The following is a 19,512-nucleotide window of genomic DNA, read 5'->3' as shown; positions in this document are numbered from 1 at the left end:
CTTAAGCTTCAAGCGCTTCAATTAGCATCTTGTCTAATTTCACTTGGTCAACGGCAAAGGCACGAATACCTTCAGCCAGTTTCTCTGTCGCCATTGCATCTTCGTTGTGTGCCCAAAAGAACTCTGCTTCGGTCATTGGAGCGGGGCGGTTTTGGCTAACACCTTTATCTTGAAGGCGCACATCTAATTGCGCTTCAGTTTGGTCTAACTCTTCAAGTAGTGCAGGACCGATGGTCAAACGGTCACAACCGGCTAGTTCAACGATTTCGCCAATGTTACGGAAACTGGCACCCATCACTACCGTGTTGTAGCCATGGTCTTTGTAGTAGCTGTAAATTTCAGATACCGAGATAACGCCAGGGTCTTTCGCGCCAGCGTAATCTGCGTCAGCGTTGTTCGCTTTGTACCAATCTAAAATACGGCCAACAAAAGGAGAGATTAAGAATACACCTGCTTCAGCACATGCACGGGCTTGAGCAAATGAGAACAACAAGGTTAGGTTACAGTTAATGCCTTCTTTCTCTAACTGTTCAGCGGCACGAATGCCCTGCCAAGTAGAGGCAAGTTTAATTAATACGCGCTCTTTGCTAATGCCAGCCGCTTGGTAAAGCTCGATTAAACGGCGTGCTTTAGTAATGCTGGCTTCGGTATCAAAAGATAAACGTGCATCTACTTCAGTAGAAATGCGACCAGGTACTAATTCCAACACTTTACAACCAATGGTTACTACCAGCTTGTCGGCAGCCATTTCGATTTGCTCGGCTTGCACGTTTGATTGAGTTTTAGCCCACTCAGCCACTTCTTTCAGCAAGCTAGAGTACTCAGGCAAACCTAGAGCCTTAACAATTAACGATGGGTTAGTGGTTGCGTCTTCTGGTGAAAATTTACGCATGGTATCCAAATCGCCAGTATCGGCAACTACCGTGGTGTATTGTTTTAGCTGTGTAAGTAGAGAACTCATAAGATGTATAGACCCTTGTGGTTAAAACAAAATGTGCGGCTTGTTTGGCGGGCCTTCATTATTGGTTGAAGGTCAATGACCAAGCTAAGCTTCATGTCCGTATTAAAGTGCCAGACTGGCATTTGAGCGCAATTACGCTTTTTTTAGCGCTAATGTTGAATTTTCGCAGTCCCGATCTAGATCACGCTTTATTTGGCGTTTTCTGTGGATCTACTGCACAAGCTTCATGGTTTTGTCACACTCCACAGCATGGTGCGCCGATTTGTTGAAAAAAGAAACGCGGCCTCGCCCCAGAGTTTTAATAATCACTATGATGTTTTTTTGATCTTCACCATATTTGTTGGATGCACCAAAGGCGAACTTAGCTATTGCATGTCGCCATTAGTGACCGGTGATAATTGTGTCAAAGCCAGTTATTCACTGGCTTTGATGACCAAATGTTACTAAGGATTTATGCCAAGTAGATGAAACTAGGCCTCTTTTAGTATTTCTCCTTCGTCCTCAATAAGGGGAGCTAGCTCTCGGTTTGTTACACCCTTCTGCTCGCGTAACATGCCCGGCGTCATATTCCAGCGTTTCTTAATGGCACAAGACAAATACTGAGGGCTACTAAAGCCAACTACCTTGGCAATTTCACTTAAGGTTTGCTCGGTATCTACCAGTAACTCTAGCGCTAGATTTAGCTGGCTATCGAGCAAATAGGCATGCAATGACATGCCTAATTCGTCATGAAATTTATTATCAATTGCGCCACGTGAACAGCCCAGTTCCGCCAAGATTTGTTTGACTTTAATATTGCCCTGATTAATGCGAATTAGGCTTAAAGCCCCACGCACTAAGTTGTCTTTAAAGTGGAAAAAGTCGGTAGAGTCGCGGCCAATAACCCGTTCAGGTTGCACGTAATGGTGGCGTTTAGCTAAGTTCTTGCCATCCATTAATGGTTGTAACAAAGAGGCGGCTAAGTAGCCCATGGCACGGGTACCTTGGCGAACCGAAGTCAGGGTTGGCAAGCTTAAGGTACAGTTTAGCTCGTCGTCATCAATGCCCATTATTGATACATCTTCGGGGATACTAATGTTGGCCAGTTGGCAAGCGTAGCTAAGTTGGCGAGCACGTACATCGTTGGCGGCAATAATGCCCACCGGTTTAGGCAAACGGCTTAACCAATCACATAAACACTGTAAGTCGCTGTCCCAAGTGTCGATATTATCTTTGGCGCTAAACTGGCTGTAGGCGCATTGATTGCGTTCACACCAGTCGCGCAGCAGTTGCTCGCGGTTTGCCGACCAATCGTTAAACGGGCGATTGGGGTAACCACAAAATGCCAAGTGGGTGTAGCGACGCATTTTTAAAAAGCGTGCAGCCATGTTGATGATTTGTTTATTGTCAGACATCACCACGGGGTAGTCTTGCATGGTATTGGCAACCATCTCGCTGCTAGAAATACCAACTACTGGAATATTACGCGATTTGATCGCGTCACGAATTTCCGGGTGATCAAAATCAGCTATTACCCCATCGCCTTGCCATTTACTAAAGTCATCTATTGAGAACAAGTTTTGTTCGCCAATAAACAGATTCCATGGCGTACCATTTTTCAAAAATGATGATATGCCGGTAATAATGCCACGGTCGTAGGCCATGTTCGCGTTCAATAACAATGCTACGCGGTTGTTTTTTGCCATAGTATTTATCTTCCGTATTACTACGCTTATTCAGCTAAGGTGACCACATTCGATAAATGCTGATCTATCGAATGTGCTAACCGCTGCTGGATCAAATTAGCCATAGCTGTGCTATGGCTAATTTTCATTTTTTATAAACCGTTAAAATAAAGGCGCTACAGCCGGGTACAGTGCTTGGAACGTTTCGCGACGTTTGCTGTACATAGCATGACGTTGGTTATTGACTTGATGCACTTCTACTAATTCTGGTACTGGGCAAATCACATCTAAATCTGGGCTTTCAGCCACACCTAGTTGGGCTAAACGTGCTGCTCCAAGTGCTGGGCCTACTTCGCCACCTAAGCGGTAACTCACGCTTTGGCCAAATACATCGGCTAACATTTGACGCCAAAACTGACTGCGTGCACCACCACCAATTAAGGTGATTTCATCAGGTTTTAAGCCAGTAGCATGCAGTGCATCTAAGCCGTCGGCAAAAGCAAAGGCCACGCCTTCTAATACCGCGCGACATAGATCTAATGGCCCGGTGGAGTGAGTCATACCAAAGAACACACCCTTGGCTTCAGGGTTGTTATGTGGAGTACGCTCGCCCGATAGATAAGGTAAGAAGAATACTGGGTTGTCACTCTCTGGTGCGGCTTCTACAGCGGCTAGCATGCTGGGTACGTCTGCTTGACCGGTTAAGTTGACCACCCAGTCTAAACATGAAGCAGCGCTCAGAATCACCGACATAGAGTGCCAAGCATTGGGTAAGGCATGACAAAAGCTGTGTAGCGCTGATTCAGGATTGCTTAGGTAGCCGTCACTTACCGCAAAGTAAACGCCAGAGGTACCTAGTGATAACATTGCTTGGCCAGGTTTAGTAATGCCCACGCCTACTGCACCTGCAGCGTTATCACCACCGCCTGCCACTAGCGGTACTGCTGGCATTCCCCAGCGCTCGGCTAATTCAGGTTTTAAGTTACCGGTCACTTCACTGCCTTCAAACAGCTCTGGCATATTGGCGCGGCTTAAGCCGGTAGCGGCTAAGATCTCTTCACTCCAATCACGTTTGGCAACGTCTAACCACATGGTACCGGCAGAATCTGACATGTCTGAGGCGAAGTTACCCGACAACAAGTAACGTAAGTAATCTTTTGGCAGCAATACTTTGTCTACTTGGGCAAAAATTTCTGGTTCGTTTTGCTTAATCCACAGTAGTTTTGGTGCAGTAAAACCAGGCATCATTAAGTTGCCAACTATTTTGCGAGAGTTAGGCACGGCGGCTTCAATTTCTTCACACTGAGCGGCGCTGCGGCCGTCATTCCATAAAATGGCGGGGCGTAGAATTTCGCCTTTAGCATCTAATAAGGTGGCGCCGTGCATTTGTCCGCTTAAACCAATCGCTTTTACTTGGGCTAAAGAGTGCTGCTTGCTTAAGGTGGTCATTGCATCTTGAGTGGCTTGCCACCAATCTTGCGGCGCTTGCTCAGACCATAGCGGCGCAGGACGTGATACCGTTAAGCTTGCTTTGGCTTGGCTTAAAATGTCACCGTTTTCAGCGAGAAGCACAACTTTTACCCCAGAGGTGCCTAAATCAATACCGATATACATAAGTAGTTCCTTAATTGGACGCGGGCTGCTCGGCCTGGTTAAAGGTGTTTTGGTTGGCAGCAAAGATGTTTAATTGTTACCTCATCCTGCCGTGGATCGGAAACGGTACTCAATTATGAAAATTGCTTGCGTGATAGCGTTTTTCCACGACGTGTCTGAGTTCACAGTTTTGCGTGAAATGTGCATGATCATAATCACATTATGATTTTTCACAGTAGCGCTTAGGGTTATTTTTTTACATATTAAATTAAATCTAGATAGGCACCGTGCTTTAGGAGCCCCACATGTTTGCTAAACGTTTCAAAATTACTCTGCTGTTTAATGCTAACAAGGTCTACGACCGCCAAATTATTAAAGGCATCGGTGACTACTTGCAGGCTTCGCAGTGTGATTGGGATATTTTTCTGGAAGAAGATTTTCGCTGCAGGATCAGCAAACTACAACACTGGGTTGGCGACGGCATTATTGCCGATTTCGATGACCCTGAAATAGAACAAGCGCTTACCGGTTTGCGAGTACCCGTTGTGGCCGTGGGTAGCTCTTACGAGAACCCAGACCAATACCCTGATTTTCCTTACGTGGCTACCGATAACCGCGCCTTGGTTAATTCTGCTTACGAGCATTTAAAAGCCAAAGGGCTGGAATACTTTGCTTACTACGGCATGCCGCCAAATGATGGCAACCGCTGGGCGATGGAACGAGAGTCTATTTTCCAACAACTGGTGGCGAGCGATGGTTACGAATGTGCCGTTTATCGTGGTATGGAAACCACGCCCGAGTCTTGGCAATACGCCATGAACCGTTTAGCCGATTGGATTCAATCAATGCCAAAACCGGTGGGCATTGTGGCGGTATCTGATGCACGTGCTCGCCACTTACTGCAAGTGTGTGACCATTTAGGCATTATTGTTCCCGATAAAGTGTCAATTATTGGTATTGATGACGAAGACTTAACTCGCCACTTAAGCCGTGTTTCTTTAAGTTCTGTGGCGCAGGGCTGTCGTAAAATTGGCTTCCAAGCCGCTAAGCTACTGCACCGCCAATTACAGGGACAAGAGTTACGTAAAGTACGTGAGTTGGTCGGCCCTGAGCAGGTTATTGAACGTCAATCTACCGATTACAAAGCACTAAAAGACCCTTATGTGATTCAAGCAATGCACTTCATTCGTCATAACGCTTGTAAGGGTATTAAGGTAGAGCAAGTGCTGGACTATGTAAAAGTCTCACGTTCAAATCTTGAGAAGCGTTTTAAGGATGATATTGGTCACTCTGTGCACCAAGAGATTCACTGCGCCAAGCTAGAACAAGCCATGAGTTTGCTACGTAATACCGAGCTGTCTACCTCAGACATCGCCGAGCTATGTGGCTATCCTTCACTGCAATACATGTACGCGGTATTTAAGAAAGATTTAGAGCTAACACCTAAAGCTTACCGCATCAGCAAGCAAGAACAAGAAGAGTAAGAACAATGCCCGCGCTTTGGCTTGAGTCAGGGCGCGTTTCCTTTTAAGCTCAAGGCTGTTTGCAACGCTTAAAAGGAATGCTTCGCTTGTCTAAAATCAGCAACATCGCCATTGTTGGCGGTACCCACGGAAACGAATTTAGCGGTATTTATCTGCTGAAGAAATGGCAACAACATCCGCAATTATTGGCCCGTTCTAGCCTGAGTGTAGAAACAGTATTTGCTAATCCAAAAGCCTATGGCGAAAACAAACGCTATATTGATGCTGACTTAAACCGCCAGTTTAGTGCCAGCGAATTGGCTGATTTTTCTTTAGCTAATTACGAACAATCTCGGGCTAAAGTGCTGCATCAACAGCTTGGTCCTAAAACCAATCCAAACATGGATTTGGTGATTGATTTGCACAATACCACCTCAAACATGGGGCCAACGCTAATTTTGTTGGATCAAACTCCTTTTGATCTGCAGCTGGCGGCCTATGTAAAAATGCTGATGCCGGAAGCGGTGGTATTTTTAGATGAACCAGAAGACGATTTGGCGAATCATCGATTCCTTGCCAGCTGCGGGCGGCGCGGCGTATTAATTGAAGTGGGCCCGCAGCCGCAATCGGTATTGCGCCAAGATATTCTTGAGCAAATGGAAACCATGACTGGCCACATTCTGGATTTTGTTGACTTGCATAACCAACAACAGTTACCTGAACTCCCTCACTCTGTAGAAGCCTTTTTATATCTCGACAGCATTAAACTGCCACTAGATGAACAGGGTGAACGTATTGCTACTGTACACAGCAATGTGCAAGACAATGACTACCAGCCGATTAATCCCGGCGACCCTATTTTTAGAACCTTTACTGGCGAAGATATTTGCTATGAAGGGGACAAAACCGTGTATCCCGCTTTTATCAATGAAGCGGCTTATTACGATAACGATCTGGCTATGTCTTTGTTAGAAAAAGTACGTTTAGAGCTAAGTTAGCCGACTCATTCTGGCTGAATGTTGTTAACGCTTATTGTTTTTCAGTGGCGTTTTAGCAAACCGTTAAAATGGGCTAGGGCTGTTTGCATGTATTTCATCACCGCTACTTGGATGAGCGAAGAACAAGTCGCTGGCGTGCAATTGCAAACGTGTAGACAGCTGTTGGCTGTCTATACTCTTATACAAATCACAGCCAAGAATAGGGTGGCCAATTGCATGGCTGTGGATCCGTAATTGATGAGTGCGTCCTGTGAGCGGCTCAAACTGTACTAAGCTTCTGCGCGGGTGCTCTAGGCGTTTTAATACCGTGTATTGGCTAATAGCTGCTTTGCCAGTACTGAGGCAAATTTTTACTTTAGGAAAGAGCCGCTTATCTTTAGCGATGGCGAGATTTATCTGCCCTTGCTGCTGTTCGATCCAGCCCTCTACAATGGCTAGGTAATATTTGCGAATAGTACGTGCTTGAAATTGTTTGTTAAGGTGCTGTGCAGCGGCTGCATGTAAACCGACAACCATAATACCTGATGTGCCTAAATCTAATCGGTGGGGCAATAATGCTTTAGGAAAAACCGGGCTTACTCCGGCTTGGCCATGTACTAAGCGATAATGTACTGAGTCCCAGTTAAGAGGATTTTTACCCGACAAACTCAGTAAACCGCTGGGTTTATTGATTAGCAAGATATCTTGGTCTTGATACAATATATCCACCGACTCATCGCAAACAGGTGCCACAAAATCATCAACAATCGCTTGGGTGTGAAGGCTTTTTCTATCGGGCATGTAAACGATCCACAGTTAAAGAAGAGGAATATAGCAATAACCCTTACAAGGCGCTGTTGTATGCTAAGGTTTGGTATGGCTGTGATTGTCTCTATACACATTACCGCCTATTTACTTGCCAACTTTTTTATTGAACATTATTAGAGTTATGCCTGACTCTTGCGCTGTAAATTGAATACGAAACGGCGAGTAATAAGCAAATACTGGCAGGTATAAACAGTGCCTTAAAATGTAAGGTACTAAAAGATAAGGCTCCTAACGTTCCGCCCGCGACAAAGCCAGAAATGATGATCAAAAACAGCATCGCTTTGCGTTTATCAAATGCTTCTCCACGCAGTTTTGCGCCAAACATAATCCCTAAGTCGGTGAAGATGCCGGTAAGGTGGGTAGTGCGAATAACCGCTCCACTGTAAGTGGTGGCTAAGGCATTTTGTAGGCCACAGGCGGCCGAGGCTAAGTAGTGCCCGTGCATGGAATCTTGCGATAATAAAAACACTGAAGCTACCAAGAAAAAAGCCTCTAGCGTGAGCAGTCCGCTGTAGTTACGCCCTAGCTTTAACGAGCCACTGCGAAGAAAAAATCCTGATATTGCCGACCCCGCCAGAAAACTAACCACCACTAGGCTTAAGTGCAGTAAATCTGACAGTGTTGAGTTTACGATACCTGTGCCAATCAGTGTGGCAGTACCCGATAAATGAGAAATAGCTTGGTGTTTAAAACCTAATAAGCCAATTGCATTCACTAGCCCAGCAACAAGGGCCAATACAAATGAACCATATTCTACCCAGCGGGGTAATTTCGAAATCACATTAATCCTTTACGCTGAAGGGAGGGAGAAGCAGCCGGTTAACTAAGCGGCTCATTCAAACCTAAGTGGAATAGTGAGCACAGAATCTAGCATTATAAGGTCTTCACTGAATTAGTTTCACTAGCATTTGCGTTAAACAAGAAAAAGGCGGGTCTTTTAGGCCCGCCTTTCGCATTAATTTAGCACTTTTAAAGGTTCAGCCGTATAAGGCTATTTGGTTTCTAACACCTTAAGAATGTCCTGCATCGATTGCTGGTACTGCTGCTGATTAGAGTTTTTAAATAACAGTAAGTCGTCCACCACTTCTGGGTTATCAATACAGTGAGGAACAGAAAAGTCGACTCCCTTAATGTATTCATCCCAGTTTTCTAATTTCCAAGTATCTCTTGATGAGCTTCGGTCAATCATGCGCTGTTTCACTACATCAACATCGGTTTCTACCCAAACCACAGTGAGTCGAGCATTTTTCTCTACCAACTGTTGTTTTAGTTCATCAATGTAAGCAGTGTCTCTTATCTCGCGGGTAAATGGCGCATTAATTAAAACGATATCGTCGTAATCTAATGCCTCCATGGCAAGGGCTAAGGTAGCCTGATATTCGTAGTTGCGAATATGCTCTTCAAAGAAATCTGAACTGCGGTTTACTTCCACATTGGCCAGCTTAAAAATTTGATGAGATAACACGATAAGTGTGTCTTTATCTAAGTAAACAACGTGCTTGAGCGCTTTGGCTAATTGCTTAGAGATATAGGTTTTTCCGCTGGCAGGCGGAGAGGTGACCAAGATTAATCGTTTCATTATCATTCCGTTGTTTGCTAAATCGTATTCTACGAGGCTTGCTGAGCAGCTATCGCCTTTGATTTTTTTCTATGCCGCATAAATAGATAAACGACAGCTAGGGTTATGGCCAAATAAAATAAGTAGGCTCCGGCTTTTTCAGATGACTTAAGCGGCATATCTAAAGCCAGAGTGTAAATGACAATCGTCATCAGAGCTAACGGCGCAGCGAGCAACCTAAGCGCATAACGAAACCATTTATTCGTGAGCCGATTGCTCAAATAAATGATAAAGATAAAGCTAGCAATTATTGTTGCTGCGGCCAGTAGTGCGATCCAATCCATTACGATCTCCAAAGCGGATAAATACAAATGCATGAAATTAACGACACTAGTTTACCTGTCTTAATAACTTATTTGTTATTTAATGCCGAGTAGGCGCAATGATGAACGCGAGTTTGTTTGTCACTTTGTGCTGAATAAAGACGCAGTAGTTTCAAATAGTTGCCTAATAGGCTTAAAACCAGCGCTTCCATTTAAATAGCCCAATCAAAGTTAGTGCGATAGTGAACATCACACCGATTAAGATAAAGTAGCCATTGGGGTGGTGCAGCTCTGGGATTACCTCGAAATTCATGCCGTAAATGCCGGCTAAAAAACTTAAAGGGACAAAAATGGCGGTAATCAAGGTTAACACTCGCATGGTGTTGTTTAGCTTATGAGAGCTAATTGATAAGTAGCCGTCAACAAGGTCGCCGCATATTTCATAATACATGCTGCTTAGGCTGTGCAACCGTTCGAAGCGCTCGTGCAAATCTTGCAGTACGGGTTGATCAATAGCGATCCCGTTTAGGCTTTGTTCTTGCTCTAAGTTGAGTAGCTTTTTGCTTAAGCTTAAGTGGTAATTAAAGATCCTATTTAAGCGCAATATGTCGGTTTTTTGTCGAGTAATGGTGCTGAGTAACTGGTCGTCACCATGATCGCTAAGTTGTTCTTCTAGCTCACTGAGTTGATCTTCAAATGCCAATAGCTGATTCAAATACAAGGTAGATGCACTGTGCATAATGCGGCTGGCTAAGCTGAGCGGGTGCTGAAGATACTTGTGAAAGTTCTGCGTGAGTAAGTTTTCTATACCTTGTGACTGCCCTTGGTGCAGTGTAATCAGGTAGTTTTTTCCTACCAACATGGCTAGTTGCATATGCTCGAACCGCAACTCGCCTAAGCAGCTTTGAATGCCGCGATACAGCATGAATACTTGTTCTTCAAATAGCTCGATTTTGGGTGGGTGACGAGAGCGAAAAACATCAACAATGGCCAAAGGGTGGCAAGTAAAACGTTTAAGTAATTGTTCTGCTTTGGCTTGGCTAAAGGTGCTTAAATCAATGTCGATCCAAATGCAGCTATCGGTGTTCTCAAACCAGATATTTATCTGTGCCTCATCGCCGTGAGTAGGCGCTTCTTTGCCGGTGCTTAACCAGGTTCTTATCATGGTTTATCCTTAATTGGCTGACTTAAGCCCTTGTCTAGCTTATTAAAAAGAGTGAAGCGAGGCCTAAGAAGGCGACAAAGCCTACAATGTCGGTCACTGTAGTAAGTATTACCGATCCCGCTACCGCAGGGTCAATCTTCATTTTTTTCAGTACAAAGGGAATCATGGTGGCCGAAGCTGCGGCTGCCAAACTGTTTAATACTATGGCGACAAAAATCACCATGCCTAATGGCAGTGATTGAAACCACAAGCTCACCACGCCAGCTATCACCAAACCCAGCATTAAGCCGTTAAAGGCTGCAATTTTAAGTTCTTTGTTTAACAGCAGCTTAAGGTTACTTTGTTGTAAGTGGTTTAGCGCAATACCTCGCAAGGCTACAGCTAAGGTTTGGCTACCGGCAATACCGCCCATGCTGGCCACTACCGGCATTAAAATAGCGAGTGCAACTAATTGCTGCAAAGCGCCTTCAAATAAACCAATTACCCAAGAGGCTAAAAACGCAGTGGCTAAGTTGGTGGTGAGCCAAATTGCGCGCATTTTGGCGGCTGTGGGCACAGGAGTGAACAGATCTTCCTCATCAGAAGGGGAATCGCTAATGGCAATATCTAAGCTACGTTCTTGCAGCCATTGCACAATGTTAGATAGCGCAATCGCACCAATAATTTTTCCGTCTCTCTGCACCGGATGCCAAGCATGCCCCGGCACAACGTTCAGTGACAAAGCGATATCGGCCAGCATTTGCTGGTGGTCGAATACTTCTATGCTTTGGCCGAGTTCACTGAGCCGAGTGTGGTCACTGGCATTGCTGATATCGGTCATGCTGCAGGCACCCTGAAATTGCCCATTGGCATCCACCAAGTAAATGGCGACGTGTTTGTTACTCCGAGTGCTTAAACGTTGTTTAATGCGTTCTACCGTAGAATTTGGTCGGGCACGTAAAATGTGGGTATCTACATAGCGGCCAACTTGTTCGTCTTCGTAGCTTAATGCGTCTTGCAGCTGTGCGGCGGTGAGTTCATCTTGCTGTTCAAGATAAATATCCACCATCGAATCTGGAAGAATATCGGCAAATTCAACAATTTCGGTATCACTAACGAAATGCTGTAACTCGTTGAGTTGTTGTTGGCTAAATTGGCTAAGTAAGTGCTTAACCGTTTCATACTGCATTAAGTGCAGTATGTCCCAGTAGCGCTCGGTGCTGCATTGCGGCCAAATGTGTTGGCGGTAACCGTCGGGCAGTGATTCGATAAGGTTAGCTAATATCGCGTTGTCGTATTGGCTAATAAAGCTGAGATCGGCCGGCTGTTGCTCTTGGTCAAGCGCATCCAAAACGCGGCGTAGTGCCGCGTCATGGTGACCATCAAAGGTTTGTTGGTTGGAGCTTGTCTTTGCTTCGCTGGTCATTGTGGCTGTCCTTATTGGTGGTTAGTGATCTATTCCTCGATGCTGCAAATGGGCGGTACCCCTTAGGTATTCACCAAAAAGCTTTTTGAAGGATCGACCAACACATTGTCACCCATGCCTTCACGGCCTAATAACATTAGATAAGTCATATCTTTACGGTTACTTAGTGTTATTTCAATAGGCCAAACATGTTCGCCCAATTGAAATCTAGTTTGAATAACATAACGTTGTTCAACATCGCCATTAGATGACTTTATTTTCCGCGTATCAAATACTGACGCACTGCAACGACTCACCTGATCCAAGTTATAAATGTCTGGATGTAAATCAAAGCTAATATGTGGCTTACCGTTTACTTTGGTTCGCTCTAAGTTATCTACATGCAGGGCCGAGGTTTTTGCACCAGTATCTACACGCACCTGTAAATCGCTAATCCCTAAATCGGGCAGGTGGCCAGTTTCTAAGTTACCTATGATTAATTTAGCCATTGTTATCTTCTTCTGGTTCTGCCGCTGCAGGGGTTTTCTTTTCTAAGGCTCGGGTAGGCTGGTGCTCGCCAATGACGACCGCTTTTTGAAATACCATGGCATTAGGAAAAGTGAGCTTAGCGCCATTGTCTGCCAGCAAAATCACGTGGAACAGGGTGATTTCTTCTAAACGCCCTTCAATAGAGTTGTCGCCGTCGAGTATTTTTACTCGGTTACCGACTCGGTAAGGGAAAAAGAAAAATACAATAACACTGGCAGTTACGTTGCTTAAAATAGACCACTGGGCAAATAGCGCGACACCTAATACCGCAAATACCGAAGAGAGAAATATACCAAAGTCGTTGAAGCCAACATCACTAACCACGCTAACAACCATGACTAACAGCAGCACTAAAACACTACGTAATATCCAACTGACGTAATGAATCCTTGTTTTGGCAATATTGCGCTCTTCACCGTAGCTAAGCACCACTTGGTTAAGTTTGCTTTGAGCAATAAAAAAGGCTGCAAAAGCTACTGCGATAAGGAAAATGGTAGTAATACTCATTGTTTTACCTTGTTCTGTTAAGGGCTGGTCGAAGGGCTAATCGACACTTGCCAATTTTCTATTTGTTCGGCGACTTCATCTTGTTCTGCGCCAAAAAACGCTAAGTGGTACATGGCGTCACCCTCTTGTACCAAGGGTATGTTCTGCTTACCTATTACTATGCCAGAACGTTTTGCGCGTACTTGATTAATTAACTCGCCAAAAGGGCTGTTAATGTCGGCCATGATGTCACCGGCATCCACCAAATCACCTAGCTGTGCATATTCAGTCACAATACCGCTGGCGGATGCGCGTAACCAAGCGCTGCTATAGGCTACGTATGGCGACGCTTTTTTACTGCTGCGGCGCTTTTTAATCATACCTAAATGCGACAGAACTTTTAGTATGCCTTTTACCCCACTTTGTATCGATAGCTCATCAAAGCGCAGTGCTTCACCCGCTTCGTAAAGCAGTATTTTTGTGTCGTTATCTACCGCCGCTTCCCGTAACGAACCATCTCGTAAATCGGCATTTAGCAATACTGGCACGCCAAAAGCTTCAGCCAGTTGTTGGGTTTCTGGGTCTTTCAAGTTGGCTCTAATTTGTGGCAAATTAGAGCGATGAATCGCGCCCGTATGTAAATCAATGCCGTAGTCGCAATGCGCCACAATCTCGGTGAGAAATATGTGTGCCAGTCGACCGGCTAACGAGCCTTTTTCTGATCCCGGAAAGCAGCGATTTAAATCGCGCCTATCGGGCATATAACGGCTCTGGTTTAACACCCCATAAATATTAACCATCGGCACTGCAATTAGGCAGCCCTTGGTAATTTTAAAGCTAGATGAGCGAGTTAAACGGCGAATAATCTCAATCCCGTTTAGCTCGTCACCATGTACCGCCGCGCTAATAAATACCGTTGGTCCCGCGCGCTTGGCGCGGGTGATATGCACCGGAATAGAAATGTCGGTGTCGGTATAGAGCTTGGCCACCGGAATTTGTAGTTGCTTTTGCTCACCCGGCTTAATCTCTGTTCCAGCAATAATCATGGCTTACCTCTACCCTTTGCCGCGTGTTTTGGTGGCAAAGGGCTTGGCGTTCTTCTCGATAAACTCGAATACCATAGCGGCAACATCTTTACCGGTGGCGTTTTCAATGCCCTCTAAGCCCGGAGAAGAGTTAACCTCCATCACCACTGGCCCGTTGTTTGACTGCAATATGTCTACACCACATAGGTTCAAACCCATGGCCTTAGCAGCATTAATAGCAGTGGCACGTTCTTCTTTGCTTAGGCGCACCAATTGTGCGGCGCCGCCACGGTGTAGGTTGGAACGAAACTCGCCTTCGGCCGCTTGGCGTTTCATAGCCGCAACCACTTTTCCGCCTACCACTAAGCAGCGAATATCGGCGCCACCGGCTTCTTTAATAAACTCCTGCACCAAAATATTGGCTTTTAAGCCCATAAACGCTTCAATCACACTTTCGGCGGCTTTGTTGGTTTCGGCCAATACCACGCCTATGCCTTGAGTGCCTTCTAGCAGTTTGATGACTAACGGAGCTCCGCCAACATTTTTAATCAGATCCTGAATTTTGTCAGGTTTGCTGGCAAAACCGGTACGTGGCAAGCCAATACCTTTGCGAGACAACAACTGTAGTGAACGCAGTTTGTCGCGAGAACGGCTAATTGCTACCGACTCATTGACACAAAAAGTACCCATCATTTCAAATTGGCGCACCACTGCTGTGCCATAAAAGGTAATCGACGAACCAATGCGTGGAATCACCGCATCATATTGCGGCAGTACTTCGCCGTTGTAACGTACTGTTGGTTTACTACTGGTGATATCCATATAGCAATGCAAGGTGTCAATGATGTCAACTTGGTGTCCACGCGCTTCGCCTGCTTCTTTTAAGCGGCGGGTGGAGTAAAGGTTTTCACCTCGAGATAAAATGGCTACACGCATGATTCGATCCTATTAATTTATGATTAGCTTAAATAAATGGGCTTAGCCATCTTCAGTGACAAATGTTTCATCTTCATTCTCAAGATTATCTACCTGAGATTTAGAGCGACTATTCAAGGTATGAAAACGCCGTCTTGAGTGGGCTAGGTCTTTGTATTTAATCCAAATTTTTTCTAGTTTGGTGTTTGCTTCAAGTTGCTTGCTACAGACCAATAAAAAGTGCTGTTCTTGCTGCCCTTCGGGCATCATTTCTCCCGCATCTAGCGCTCGCATTGTTTCGCCATATAAACTGAGCAACTCGGACTCAAGTAGAGTGAAATCACCCGATTTACGAAACCCGTGTTTAAATCGTTTATCGTCGTAGAAACGTTTGTTGCCAAAGCGAAAATCGATCATCATTGCGGTCACTCCAACTTAGTGGTGAAGCGGCTTTTACAGCCGTGGGTAATTTGGCTGCAAGGTAGAGAATATTTGTTCAAGATGAAAACGAATTGTTTTTATCGTATGAACAAATTTTGTTTGTTAACCTCGGGTTAGCGGGAAAGGGGCTATTGAATGGATGTAAAAGTATTCCGAACGTTTTTGGAGGTGGCCAAAGTTAAGCATTTTGGGCGAGCTTCTGAGAACCTGTATATCACCCAAGCGGCGGTGAGTGCGCGGATTAAACAGCTAGAAAGTTTTTTTGATACTCAATTATTTATTCGAGATCGTAACGCCATAAAACTCACCAGTTCTGGCGAACGTTTAATTGCCTACGCCGAAAACATGGTGCGTACTTTAGAGCAATCTAAAGCCGAATTACTGTTGAGCAAAGCACACGCTATTCAGCTTGCGTTAGCGGGTACGCCGAATGTGTGGGACGCTTATTTGCAGCATTGTTTAAGTGTGATTACTGATACCTTTCAAGGGTATGCGTTTAGTGCCGAGAGTTTAGGCCGTGAGCACATGCATCGAGCGTTGGTAGAGCGAACCCTTGATATTGGGGTGGGGCTAGATCAGCTAAAGTCTGATGAATTAGTCTGTAGTAAGGTGGCCGATTTGGAGTTGGTGCTGGTCTCTACTCAGCGGCAGAATCAGCTATCGGCGTTAGCGAAAAGCTATGTGTATGTAGATTGGGGAACACGATTTAGCTCTGAACATGCTTCTCGACACAGCAAAATGCCGCCACCGTTTTTGCGCACCTCTACCGGCCGAATTGCTTTAGACTTTATTCTGGAAAAAGGCGGGGCAAGCTACTTGCCTGCTTCTATGATTGAACCCTTTATCGACAGCCAGCAATTGTTTTATGTTGAAGATGCAGAGCCTTGGTTACAACCTGTGTATTTGAGTTACCGTAAAGACTCGGCGACACTGGACCAGATTAAGCAAGTTGAAAAACTGCTGGATAAAACTGAACCTTCTACCGCCTTTATTTTACAGCAGGCGGGTGAGCTGCCGCCTGCTGATTAAACCTACGCGACTAAAGGCGCGGCTAAGGTAAATTCAATGAGGCTGTCTTTTGGCAGCTCTATGTCGTTACCTTGGGTGAGTACCGATGCGCCAACCCCCACTTTAGCCCCATTTTTCGCGCCATCACTGCCGTTAATTAAGCCACCAATAGCAGCCGCACGTGCGGTTTTTCCCACGGTGTCACCGGCGGTGTTAGCGCCACTAGAGCTTAGTATGTCGGTATGAATATCGTGCATTTGGTCGTTAATAAGAATACTGGTTAGGGTGATGGCCATGTCTGCGGAGCCGGCAATTCGACCGGCTTTTTTCACTTCACTCAGCTCGCCATAAACAGTACTACCACGCTTAGCTACCACCGTATCGCCCGACATTAAGTTGGCTTCTAAGGTTGCGGTGAAGCGCTGGCCAGTTTCATGCTGGCGAGTATTCACGCTTTCGCTCATGCGAATAGTAAGAATAGTGCCTGCTGGAACTTCTACCGGTTCATTCGAGGCTTGAGAGGTAACCGGTTCTTCTGCGGCGGGTGCAGGAGTCACGATGTTATTGGTGTCGTTAAAATCAATGCTGGCCACTTGCTCAGTGGGTAATTTAACTTCAATGCCTTGCATGTCTAACACTAATGTTTCGGCATTTTGCGACACAATGTCGCCTTGCAAAGCGCGGCCGTCTTTTAGCTGAATGTTGGCTGCATGGGCTGTGCTGGAAATCAGGCCTGCAAAGATAAGGGCGTAAACAGAAGTTTTAATGTTCATTAAGTAATACCTGCAATGTGCTCGTTAAGATGGGCACAGTGTAGGCAAACCGTCAGCCGCGAAAAATCCCTCTCGATGCAATGCATTGTTCCAATTTATGAACTAATTAAACTTAGCTTCTAAAAAACGTTGTAGCTTGTCGATAAATATCCTCACCTTGGCTGGCAAGAATTTTCTCGAATGGTAAATGGCATAAATGTAGCCACTCAGTTGCTGCGGGTGGGCGTAAGCTTTTACTAGCTTACCTTGTTGCACTAGCTCTTTAGACAACATATGCGGGACCAAGGCGATGCCTTTATCTTGCAAGCATAAATCTAAACCCAATTCTGGATTTTGCACACTAAAGAAGGGAGAAATAGCTTGCTGCACAATCTCGCCTTGGTAGTCAAAACGCCAAAAATGAACCGGGGACTGGGACACGGAATTAAAGATAATCTGATGTTTTTCTACATCGCTGGGTTGTTGCAGCAAACCATGTTTAGCGATATAGGCAGGGCTTGCATAGTAATCGTATTCAACAATGGATACACGACGCGCAATTAGCGAAGAATCTTTGGGTTCGTCAACATGAAACATAATGTCGTAGCGAGTGGTGGTTTGATCTTCTTGGCGACCTTCGCTGCTAAATGCTTCAAATTTTAACTCGGGATAGTCGTTAATCATCTCTATCACCACTGGCCAAAAAACACGTAACAGGGTATTGGGGATAAAGATGCTTAAGGTGCCGCTGGGTTCGTCGTTTTGCTGCTGGGTATCTTGTTCTAAACGCTTAGCTTGCTCGATTAAACTCTGGCAACCTTGCAGATAGTTTTCTCCCACTTCGGTAAGGCTTAACTTGCGGGTGGTGCGGGCCAGCAGTTGCACACCCAGGTGTTTCTCTAGGTTGGTGATACGTCTACTAATGGTTGATTTTGGAATGTCTGTTGCGTCAGCCGCTTTGGTAAAACTACCGTGTTTAGCTAACTGAACAAATAGATCCATATCTTCTAAATTCACCTGGCGATCCTTGCAAGCTTGATTTGTTCCATTATATGCAACAAAGGGTTTTGATGTCGTGGATTTTTCTCATTGTTCACAAAACCTACACTGGCTGCAGTTTAATGAGTTTATCGAATTGAGGTGTATATGTTATCTAGTGTATTGATTAGTGCGGGCTTGGCGGTGGCGATGTATTACGCTTTCATTATTTTTATGGAGTTAGGCGACTTTGGCCAATGGGTGGTGAAGTCTACGCGGAAAAAAACGATGCGGGCCTGGCACAAGCGTAAAAGCTTGAGTCGCAATACCTTAATCAGCTTGGCTGTTGCTTGGTTAGGGTGGCTGTTGCTGGCTAGCCACATTTCATTGTTAATGATGCTGGTGGTGAGTGCCATTATCTTAGTGATGTATTTTTCTGGGGCGATTAATCCAGACATTATGATGCGTGCTCGCCAAGAAAATGCGGTATTTTTAAGCCCTGAGCAAGCAGCACAGTTTTATCGAGATGATGAAAGTGTGATTGTTTATGAGCATAACGGACAAGCGCGTGCTCATTCTGATAAGCAGCTGGTGCGGCCACATGTGGTTGGTGACCAAAAACATGGGCAGTCTAATGTTGTTATGACCTATTGTGGTTTAACCAATTTGGGCATGGCGGTAGTGCCAGAGATTAATGGCCAAGCTTTATCGCTACGCCCGGTGCTGCAGTTAGAAAATAACTTGGTAATGGCTGATGCCAATACCGACCAACCAGTACAGCAGCTTTGGGCTCGCAGAGAATGCGATATTAATGCTGGGATTGACGGCGAAATGCAGCAAGTGGCGACGTTTAGAATGCCCTTTGCTAAGTTTAAACAGGCTTACCCAGAAGGCTTGGTATTTGTGAACGACTACCAAGAAAAAGGCATGCGAGTGACCTTTTGGGAAAACCCCGTGGTATTTTTATACGACCGAATGATTGAGCTTATTTTTGGTCTAGCGATTAATGCTCAACGCAACTTAGACAAACCGGTTTTTCCTACCATTAAGCATGTTGATAAACGCTTACCTAGCAAACGTTTGGTATGGGCGTTTAATGTGGGGGAGCACTACATTGCCTACACCGAAGAGTTTGTTGTAAGCCAAGGTGGTGTCGTTAACCTGGTGGTTGATGGGCAAAGCATTGTGGTGAACTATGACCAAGAGATGCAAAGTTTAGGGGTATTTTACAACCCCAGCAAACAGCCCGTTAAACAACTCGATTTTGCCGGCTACTTAGAAAATGGTAAGCAGTTGCAGCGTGTTGAAACGCTAAAAGCGGGGATCTTTTGGATTGTATGGGCAAACTTCTTTCCTCAAACCGAGCTAAATCCCAATAAATAGTGAAGACATTGATCGCTAGGTGGCAATGTAATAAAGGTCAAAGTGCTTTCTTTGACCTT

20 protein-coding genes are annotated in these 19,512 nt (G+C 45.2%); 4 read left to right on the top strand and 16 right to left on the bottom strand.

The annotated features are described in order from the left end of the window. Window position 1 precedes the first annotated feature (1 nt). The 3 genes from tal to xylB form a co-directional block, all read right to left on the bottom strand. Window positions 2-961, bottom strand: a complete 960-nt coding sequence (tal, locus tag FFR00_RS14270) for a transaldolase (protein WP_137674089.1) — start codon at window positions 959-961, stop codon at window positions 2-4. 470 nt (window positions 962-1,431) lie between these two features. Next, the gene (locus tag FFR00_RS14265) at window positions 1,432-2,646 is read right to left on the bottom strand and encodes a XylR family transcriptional regulator (protein ID WP_137674088.1); all 1,215 of its coding nucleotides are present in this window, start codon (window positions 2,644-2,646) and stop codon (window positions 1,432-1,434) included. Between the two features lie 141 nt (window positions 2,647-2,787). Next, entirely contained in the window at window positions 2,788-4,239 is a 1,452-nt protein-coding gene (gene xylB, locus FFR00_RS14260) for a xylulokinase (RefSeq protein WP_137674087.1), read from the bottom strand. Between the two features lie 284 nt (window positions 4,240-4,523). Here xylB and FFR00_RS14255 point away from each other — a divergent pair, with 284 nt between their 5' ends. Continuing rightward, on the top strand, window positions 4,524-5,702 hold the full coding sequence (locus tag FFR00_RS14255; protein WP_137674086.1) for a DNA-binding transcriptional regulator: 1,179 nt from the start codon (window positions 4,524-4,526) through the stop codon (window positions 5,700-5,702). 86 nt (window positions 5,703-5,788) lie between these two features. Beyond that, on the top strand, window positions 5,789-6,679 hold the full coding sequence (locus FFR00_RS14250) for an aspartoacylase (RefSeq protein WP_137674085.1): 891 nt from the start codon (window positions 5,789-5,791) through the stop codon (window positions 6,677-6,679). Window positions 6,680-6,742: 63 nt separating this feature from the next. Here FFR00_RS14250 and FFR00_RS14245 read toward each other — a convergent pair whose 3' ends face one another. The 11 genes from FFR00_RS14245 to maoP all read right to left on the bottom strand — a co-directional run bounded on the left by FFR00_RS14245 (window position 6,743) and on the right by maoP (window position 15,311). Continuing rightward, complete coding sequence (locus FFR00_RS14245) at window positions 6,743-7,459, bottom strand: RluA family pseudouridine synthase (protein WP_137674084.1); 717 nt, start codon at window positions 7,457-7,459, stop codon at window positions 6,743-6,745. Between the two features lie 127 nt (window positions 7,460-7,586). Continuing rightward, entirely contained in the window at window positions 7,587-8,267 is a 681-nt protein-coding gene (locus FFR00_RS14240) for a YoaK family protein (protein WP_137674083.1), read from the bottom strand. Window positions 8,268-8,477: 210 nt separating this feature from the next. After that, window positions 8,478-9,065, bottom strand: coding sequence for an AAA family ATPase (locus FFR00_RS14235; protein WP_137674082.1), 588 nt, complete (start codon window positions 9,063-9,065; stop codon window positions 8,478-8,480). Window positions 9,066-9,094: 29 nt separating this feature from the next. Next, window positions 9,095-9,388: an AzlD domain-containing protein gene (locus FFR00_RS14230; protein ID WP_137674081.1), complete on the bottom strand. Its 294-nt coding sequence runs from the start codon at window positions 9,386-9,388 to the stop codon at window positions 9,095-9,097. A 172-nt stretch (window positions 9,389-9,560) separates the two neighbouring features. After that, window positions 9,561-10,532 (bottom strand): magnesium transporter CorA family protein, encoded by a 972-nt coding sequence (locus FFR00_RS14225; protein WP_137674080.1) that lies wholly within the window; start codon window positions 10,530-10,532, stop codon window positions 9,561-9,563. 34 nt (window positions 10,533-10,566) lie between these two features. Then, window positions 10,567-11,937 carry a magnesium transporter gene (locus FFR00_RS14220; protein WP_137674079.1) on the bottom strand — a complete coding sequence of 457 codons (1,371 nt, stop codon included), beginning with the start codon at window positions 11,935-11,937 and terminating at the stop codon, window positions 10,567-10,569. 62 nt (window positions 11,938-11,999) lie between these two features. Beyond that, window positions 12,000-12,425 carry a RimK/LysX family protein gene (locus FFR00_RS14215; protein WP_137674078.1) on the bottom strand — a complete coding sequence of 142 codons (426 nt, stop codon included), beginning with the start codon at window positions 12,423-12,425 and terminating at the stop codon, window positions 12,000-12,002. Then, the gene (locus FFR00_RS14210; protein WP_137674077.1) at window positions 12,418-12,972 is read right to left on the bottom strand and encodes a mechanosensitive ion channel domain-containing protein; all 555 of its coding nucleotides are present in this window, start codon (window positions 12,970-12,972) and stop codon (window positions 12,418-12,420) included. Before FFR00_RS14210 ends, FFR00_RS14215 begins: the two co-directional genes overlap by 8 nt. 17 nt (window positions 12,973-12,989) lie before the next feature. Next, window positions 12,990-13,997 carry a succinylglutamate desuccinylase/aspartoacylase family protein gene (locus FFR00_RS14205; protein WP_137674076.1) on the bottom strand — a complete coding sequence of 336 codons (1,008 nt, stop codon included), beginning with the start codon at window positions 13,995-13,997 and terminating at the stop codon, window positions 12,990-12,992. 9 nt (window positions 13,998-14,006) lie between these two features. Next, window positions 14,007-14,912 (bottom strand): 30S ribosomal protein S6--L-glutamate ligase, encoded by a 906-nt coding sequence (rimK, locus tag FFR00_RS14200; protein WP_137674075.1) that lies wholly within the window; start codon window positions 14,910-14,912, stop codon window positions 14,007-14,009. Window positions 14,913-14,954: 42 nt separating this feature from the next. After that, window positions 14,955-15,311 carry a DUF413 domain-containing protein gene (maoP, locus tag FFR00_RS14195; protein WP_201798755.1) on the bottom strand — a complete coding sequence of 119 codons (357 nt, stop codon included), beginning with the start codon at window positions 15,309-15,311 and terminating at the stop codon, window positions 14,955-14,957. Between the two features lie 156 nt (window positions 15,312-15,467). On the opposite strand from maoP, the gene FFR00_RS14190 reads away from it, so the two are divergent. Beyond that, the gene (locus FFR00_RS14190; protein WP_137674074.1) at window positions 15,468-16,361 is read left to right on the top strand and encodes a LysR family transcriptional regulator; all 894 of its coding nucleotides are present in this window, start codon (window positions 15,468-15,470) and stop codon (window positions 16,359-16,361) included. Between the two features lie 2 nt (window positions 16,362-16,363). Here FFR00_RS14190 and FFR00_RS14185 read toward each other — a convergent pair whose 3' ends face one another. Continuing rightward, on the bottom strand, window positions 16,364-17,113 hold the full coding sequence (locus FFR00_RS14185; protein WP_137674073.1) for a hypothetical protein: 750 nt from the start codon (window positions 17,111-17,113) through the stop codon (window positions 16,364-16,366). A gap of 102 nt (window positions 17,114-17,215) precedes the next feature. After that, on the bottom strand, window positions 17,216-18,109 hold the full coding sequence (locus tag FFR00_RS14180) for a LysR family transcriptional regulator (protein WP_137674072.1): 894 nt from the start codon (window positions 18,107-18,109) through the stop codon (window positions 17,216-17,218). Between the two features lie 129 nt (window positions 18,110-18,238). On the opposite strand from FFR00_RS14180, the gene FFR00_RS14175 reads away from it, so the two are divergent. Next, the gene (locus FFR00_RS14175; protein ID WP_137674071.1) at window positions 18,239-19,453 is read left to right on the top strand and encodes a DUF3179 domain-containing (seleno)protein; all 1,215 of its coding nucleotides are present in this window, start codon (window positions 18,239-18,241) and stop codon (window positions 19,451-19,453) included. The last annotated feature ends 59 nt before the right edge of the window (window positions 19,454-19,512 follow it).

Source organism: Agarivorans sp. Toyoura001 (genome assembly GCF_005405585.1).
Lineage (GTDB): Bacteria > Pseudomonadota > Gammaproteobacteria > Enterobacterales > Celerinatantimonadaceae > Agarivorans.
This window is presented reverse-complemented; position numbering and strand designations above follow the sequence as displayed.

Coding starts and splice junctions, on each gene's coding strand:
- FFR00_RS14210 (WP_137674077.1), bottom strand. CDS start 12,972: ATGAGTATTACTACCATTTTCCTTATCGCAGTAGCTTTTGCAGCCTTT.
- FFR00_RS14255 (WP_137674086.1), top strand. CDS start 4,524: ATGTTTGCTAAACGTTTCAAAATTACTCTGCTGTTTAATGCTAACAAG.
- FFR00_RS14190 (WP_137674074.1), top strand. CDS start 15,468: ATGGATGTAAAAGTATTCCGAACGTTTTTGGAGGTGGCCAAAGTTAAG.
- FFR00_RS14205 (WP_137674076.1), bottom strand. CDS start 13,997: ATGATTATTGCTGGAACAGAGATTAAGCCGGGTGAGCAAAAGCAACTA.
- maoP (WP_201798755.1), bottom strand. CDS start 15,311: ATGATGATCGATTTTCGCTTTGGCAACAAACGTTTCTACGACGATAAA.
- FFR00_RS14265 (WP_137674088.1), bottom strand. CDS start 2,646: ATGGCAAAAAACAACCGCGTAGCATTGTTATTGAACGCGAACATGGCC.
- FFR00_RS14220 (WP_137674079.1), bottom strand. CDS start 11,937: ATGACCAGCGAAGCAAAGACAAGCTCCAACCAACAAACCTTTGATGGT.
- FFR00_RS14215 (WP_137674078.1), bottom strand. CDS start 12,425: ATGGCTAAATTAATCATAGGTAACTTAGAAACTGGCCACCTGCCCGAT.
- rimK (WP_137674075.1), bottom strand. CDS start 14,912: ATGCGTGTAGCCATTTTATCTCGAGGTGAAAACCTTTACTCCACCCGC.
- FFR00_RS14225 (WP_137674080.1), bottom strand. CDS start 10,532: ATGATAAGAACCTGGTTAAGCACCGGCAAAGAAGCGCCTACTCACGGC.
- tal (WP_137674089.1), bottom strand. CDS start 961: ATGAGTTCTCTACTTACACAGCTAAAACAATACACCACGGTAGTTGCC.
- FFR00_RS14245 (WP_137674084.1), bottom strand. CDS start 7,459: ATGCCCGATAGAAAAAGCCTTCACACCCAAGCGATTGTTGATGATTTT.
- xylB (WP_137674087.1), bottom strand. CDS start 4,239: ATGTATATCGGTATTGATTTAGGCACCTCTGGGGTAAAAGTTGTGCTT.
- FFR00_RS14235 (WP_137674082.1), bottom strand. CDS start 9,065: ATGAAACGATTAATCTTGGTCACCTCTCCGCCTGCCAGCGGAAAAACC.
- FFR00_RS14185 (WP_137674073.1), bottom strand. CDS start 17,113: ATGAACATTAAAACTTCTGTTTACGCCCTTATCTTTGCAGGCCTGATT.
- FFR00_RS14230 (WP_137674081.1), bottom strand. CDS start 9,388: ATGGATTGGATCGCACTACTGGCCGCAGCAACAATAATTGCTAGCTTT.
- FFR00_RS14175 (WP_137674071.1), top strand. CDS start 18,239: ATGTTATCTAGTGTATTGATTAGTGCGGGCTTGGCGGTGGCGATGTAT.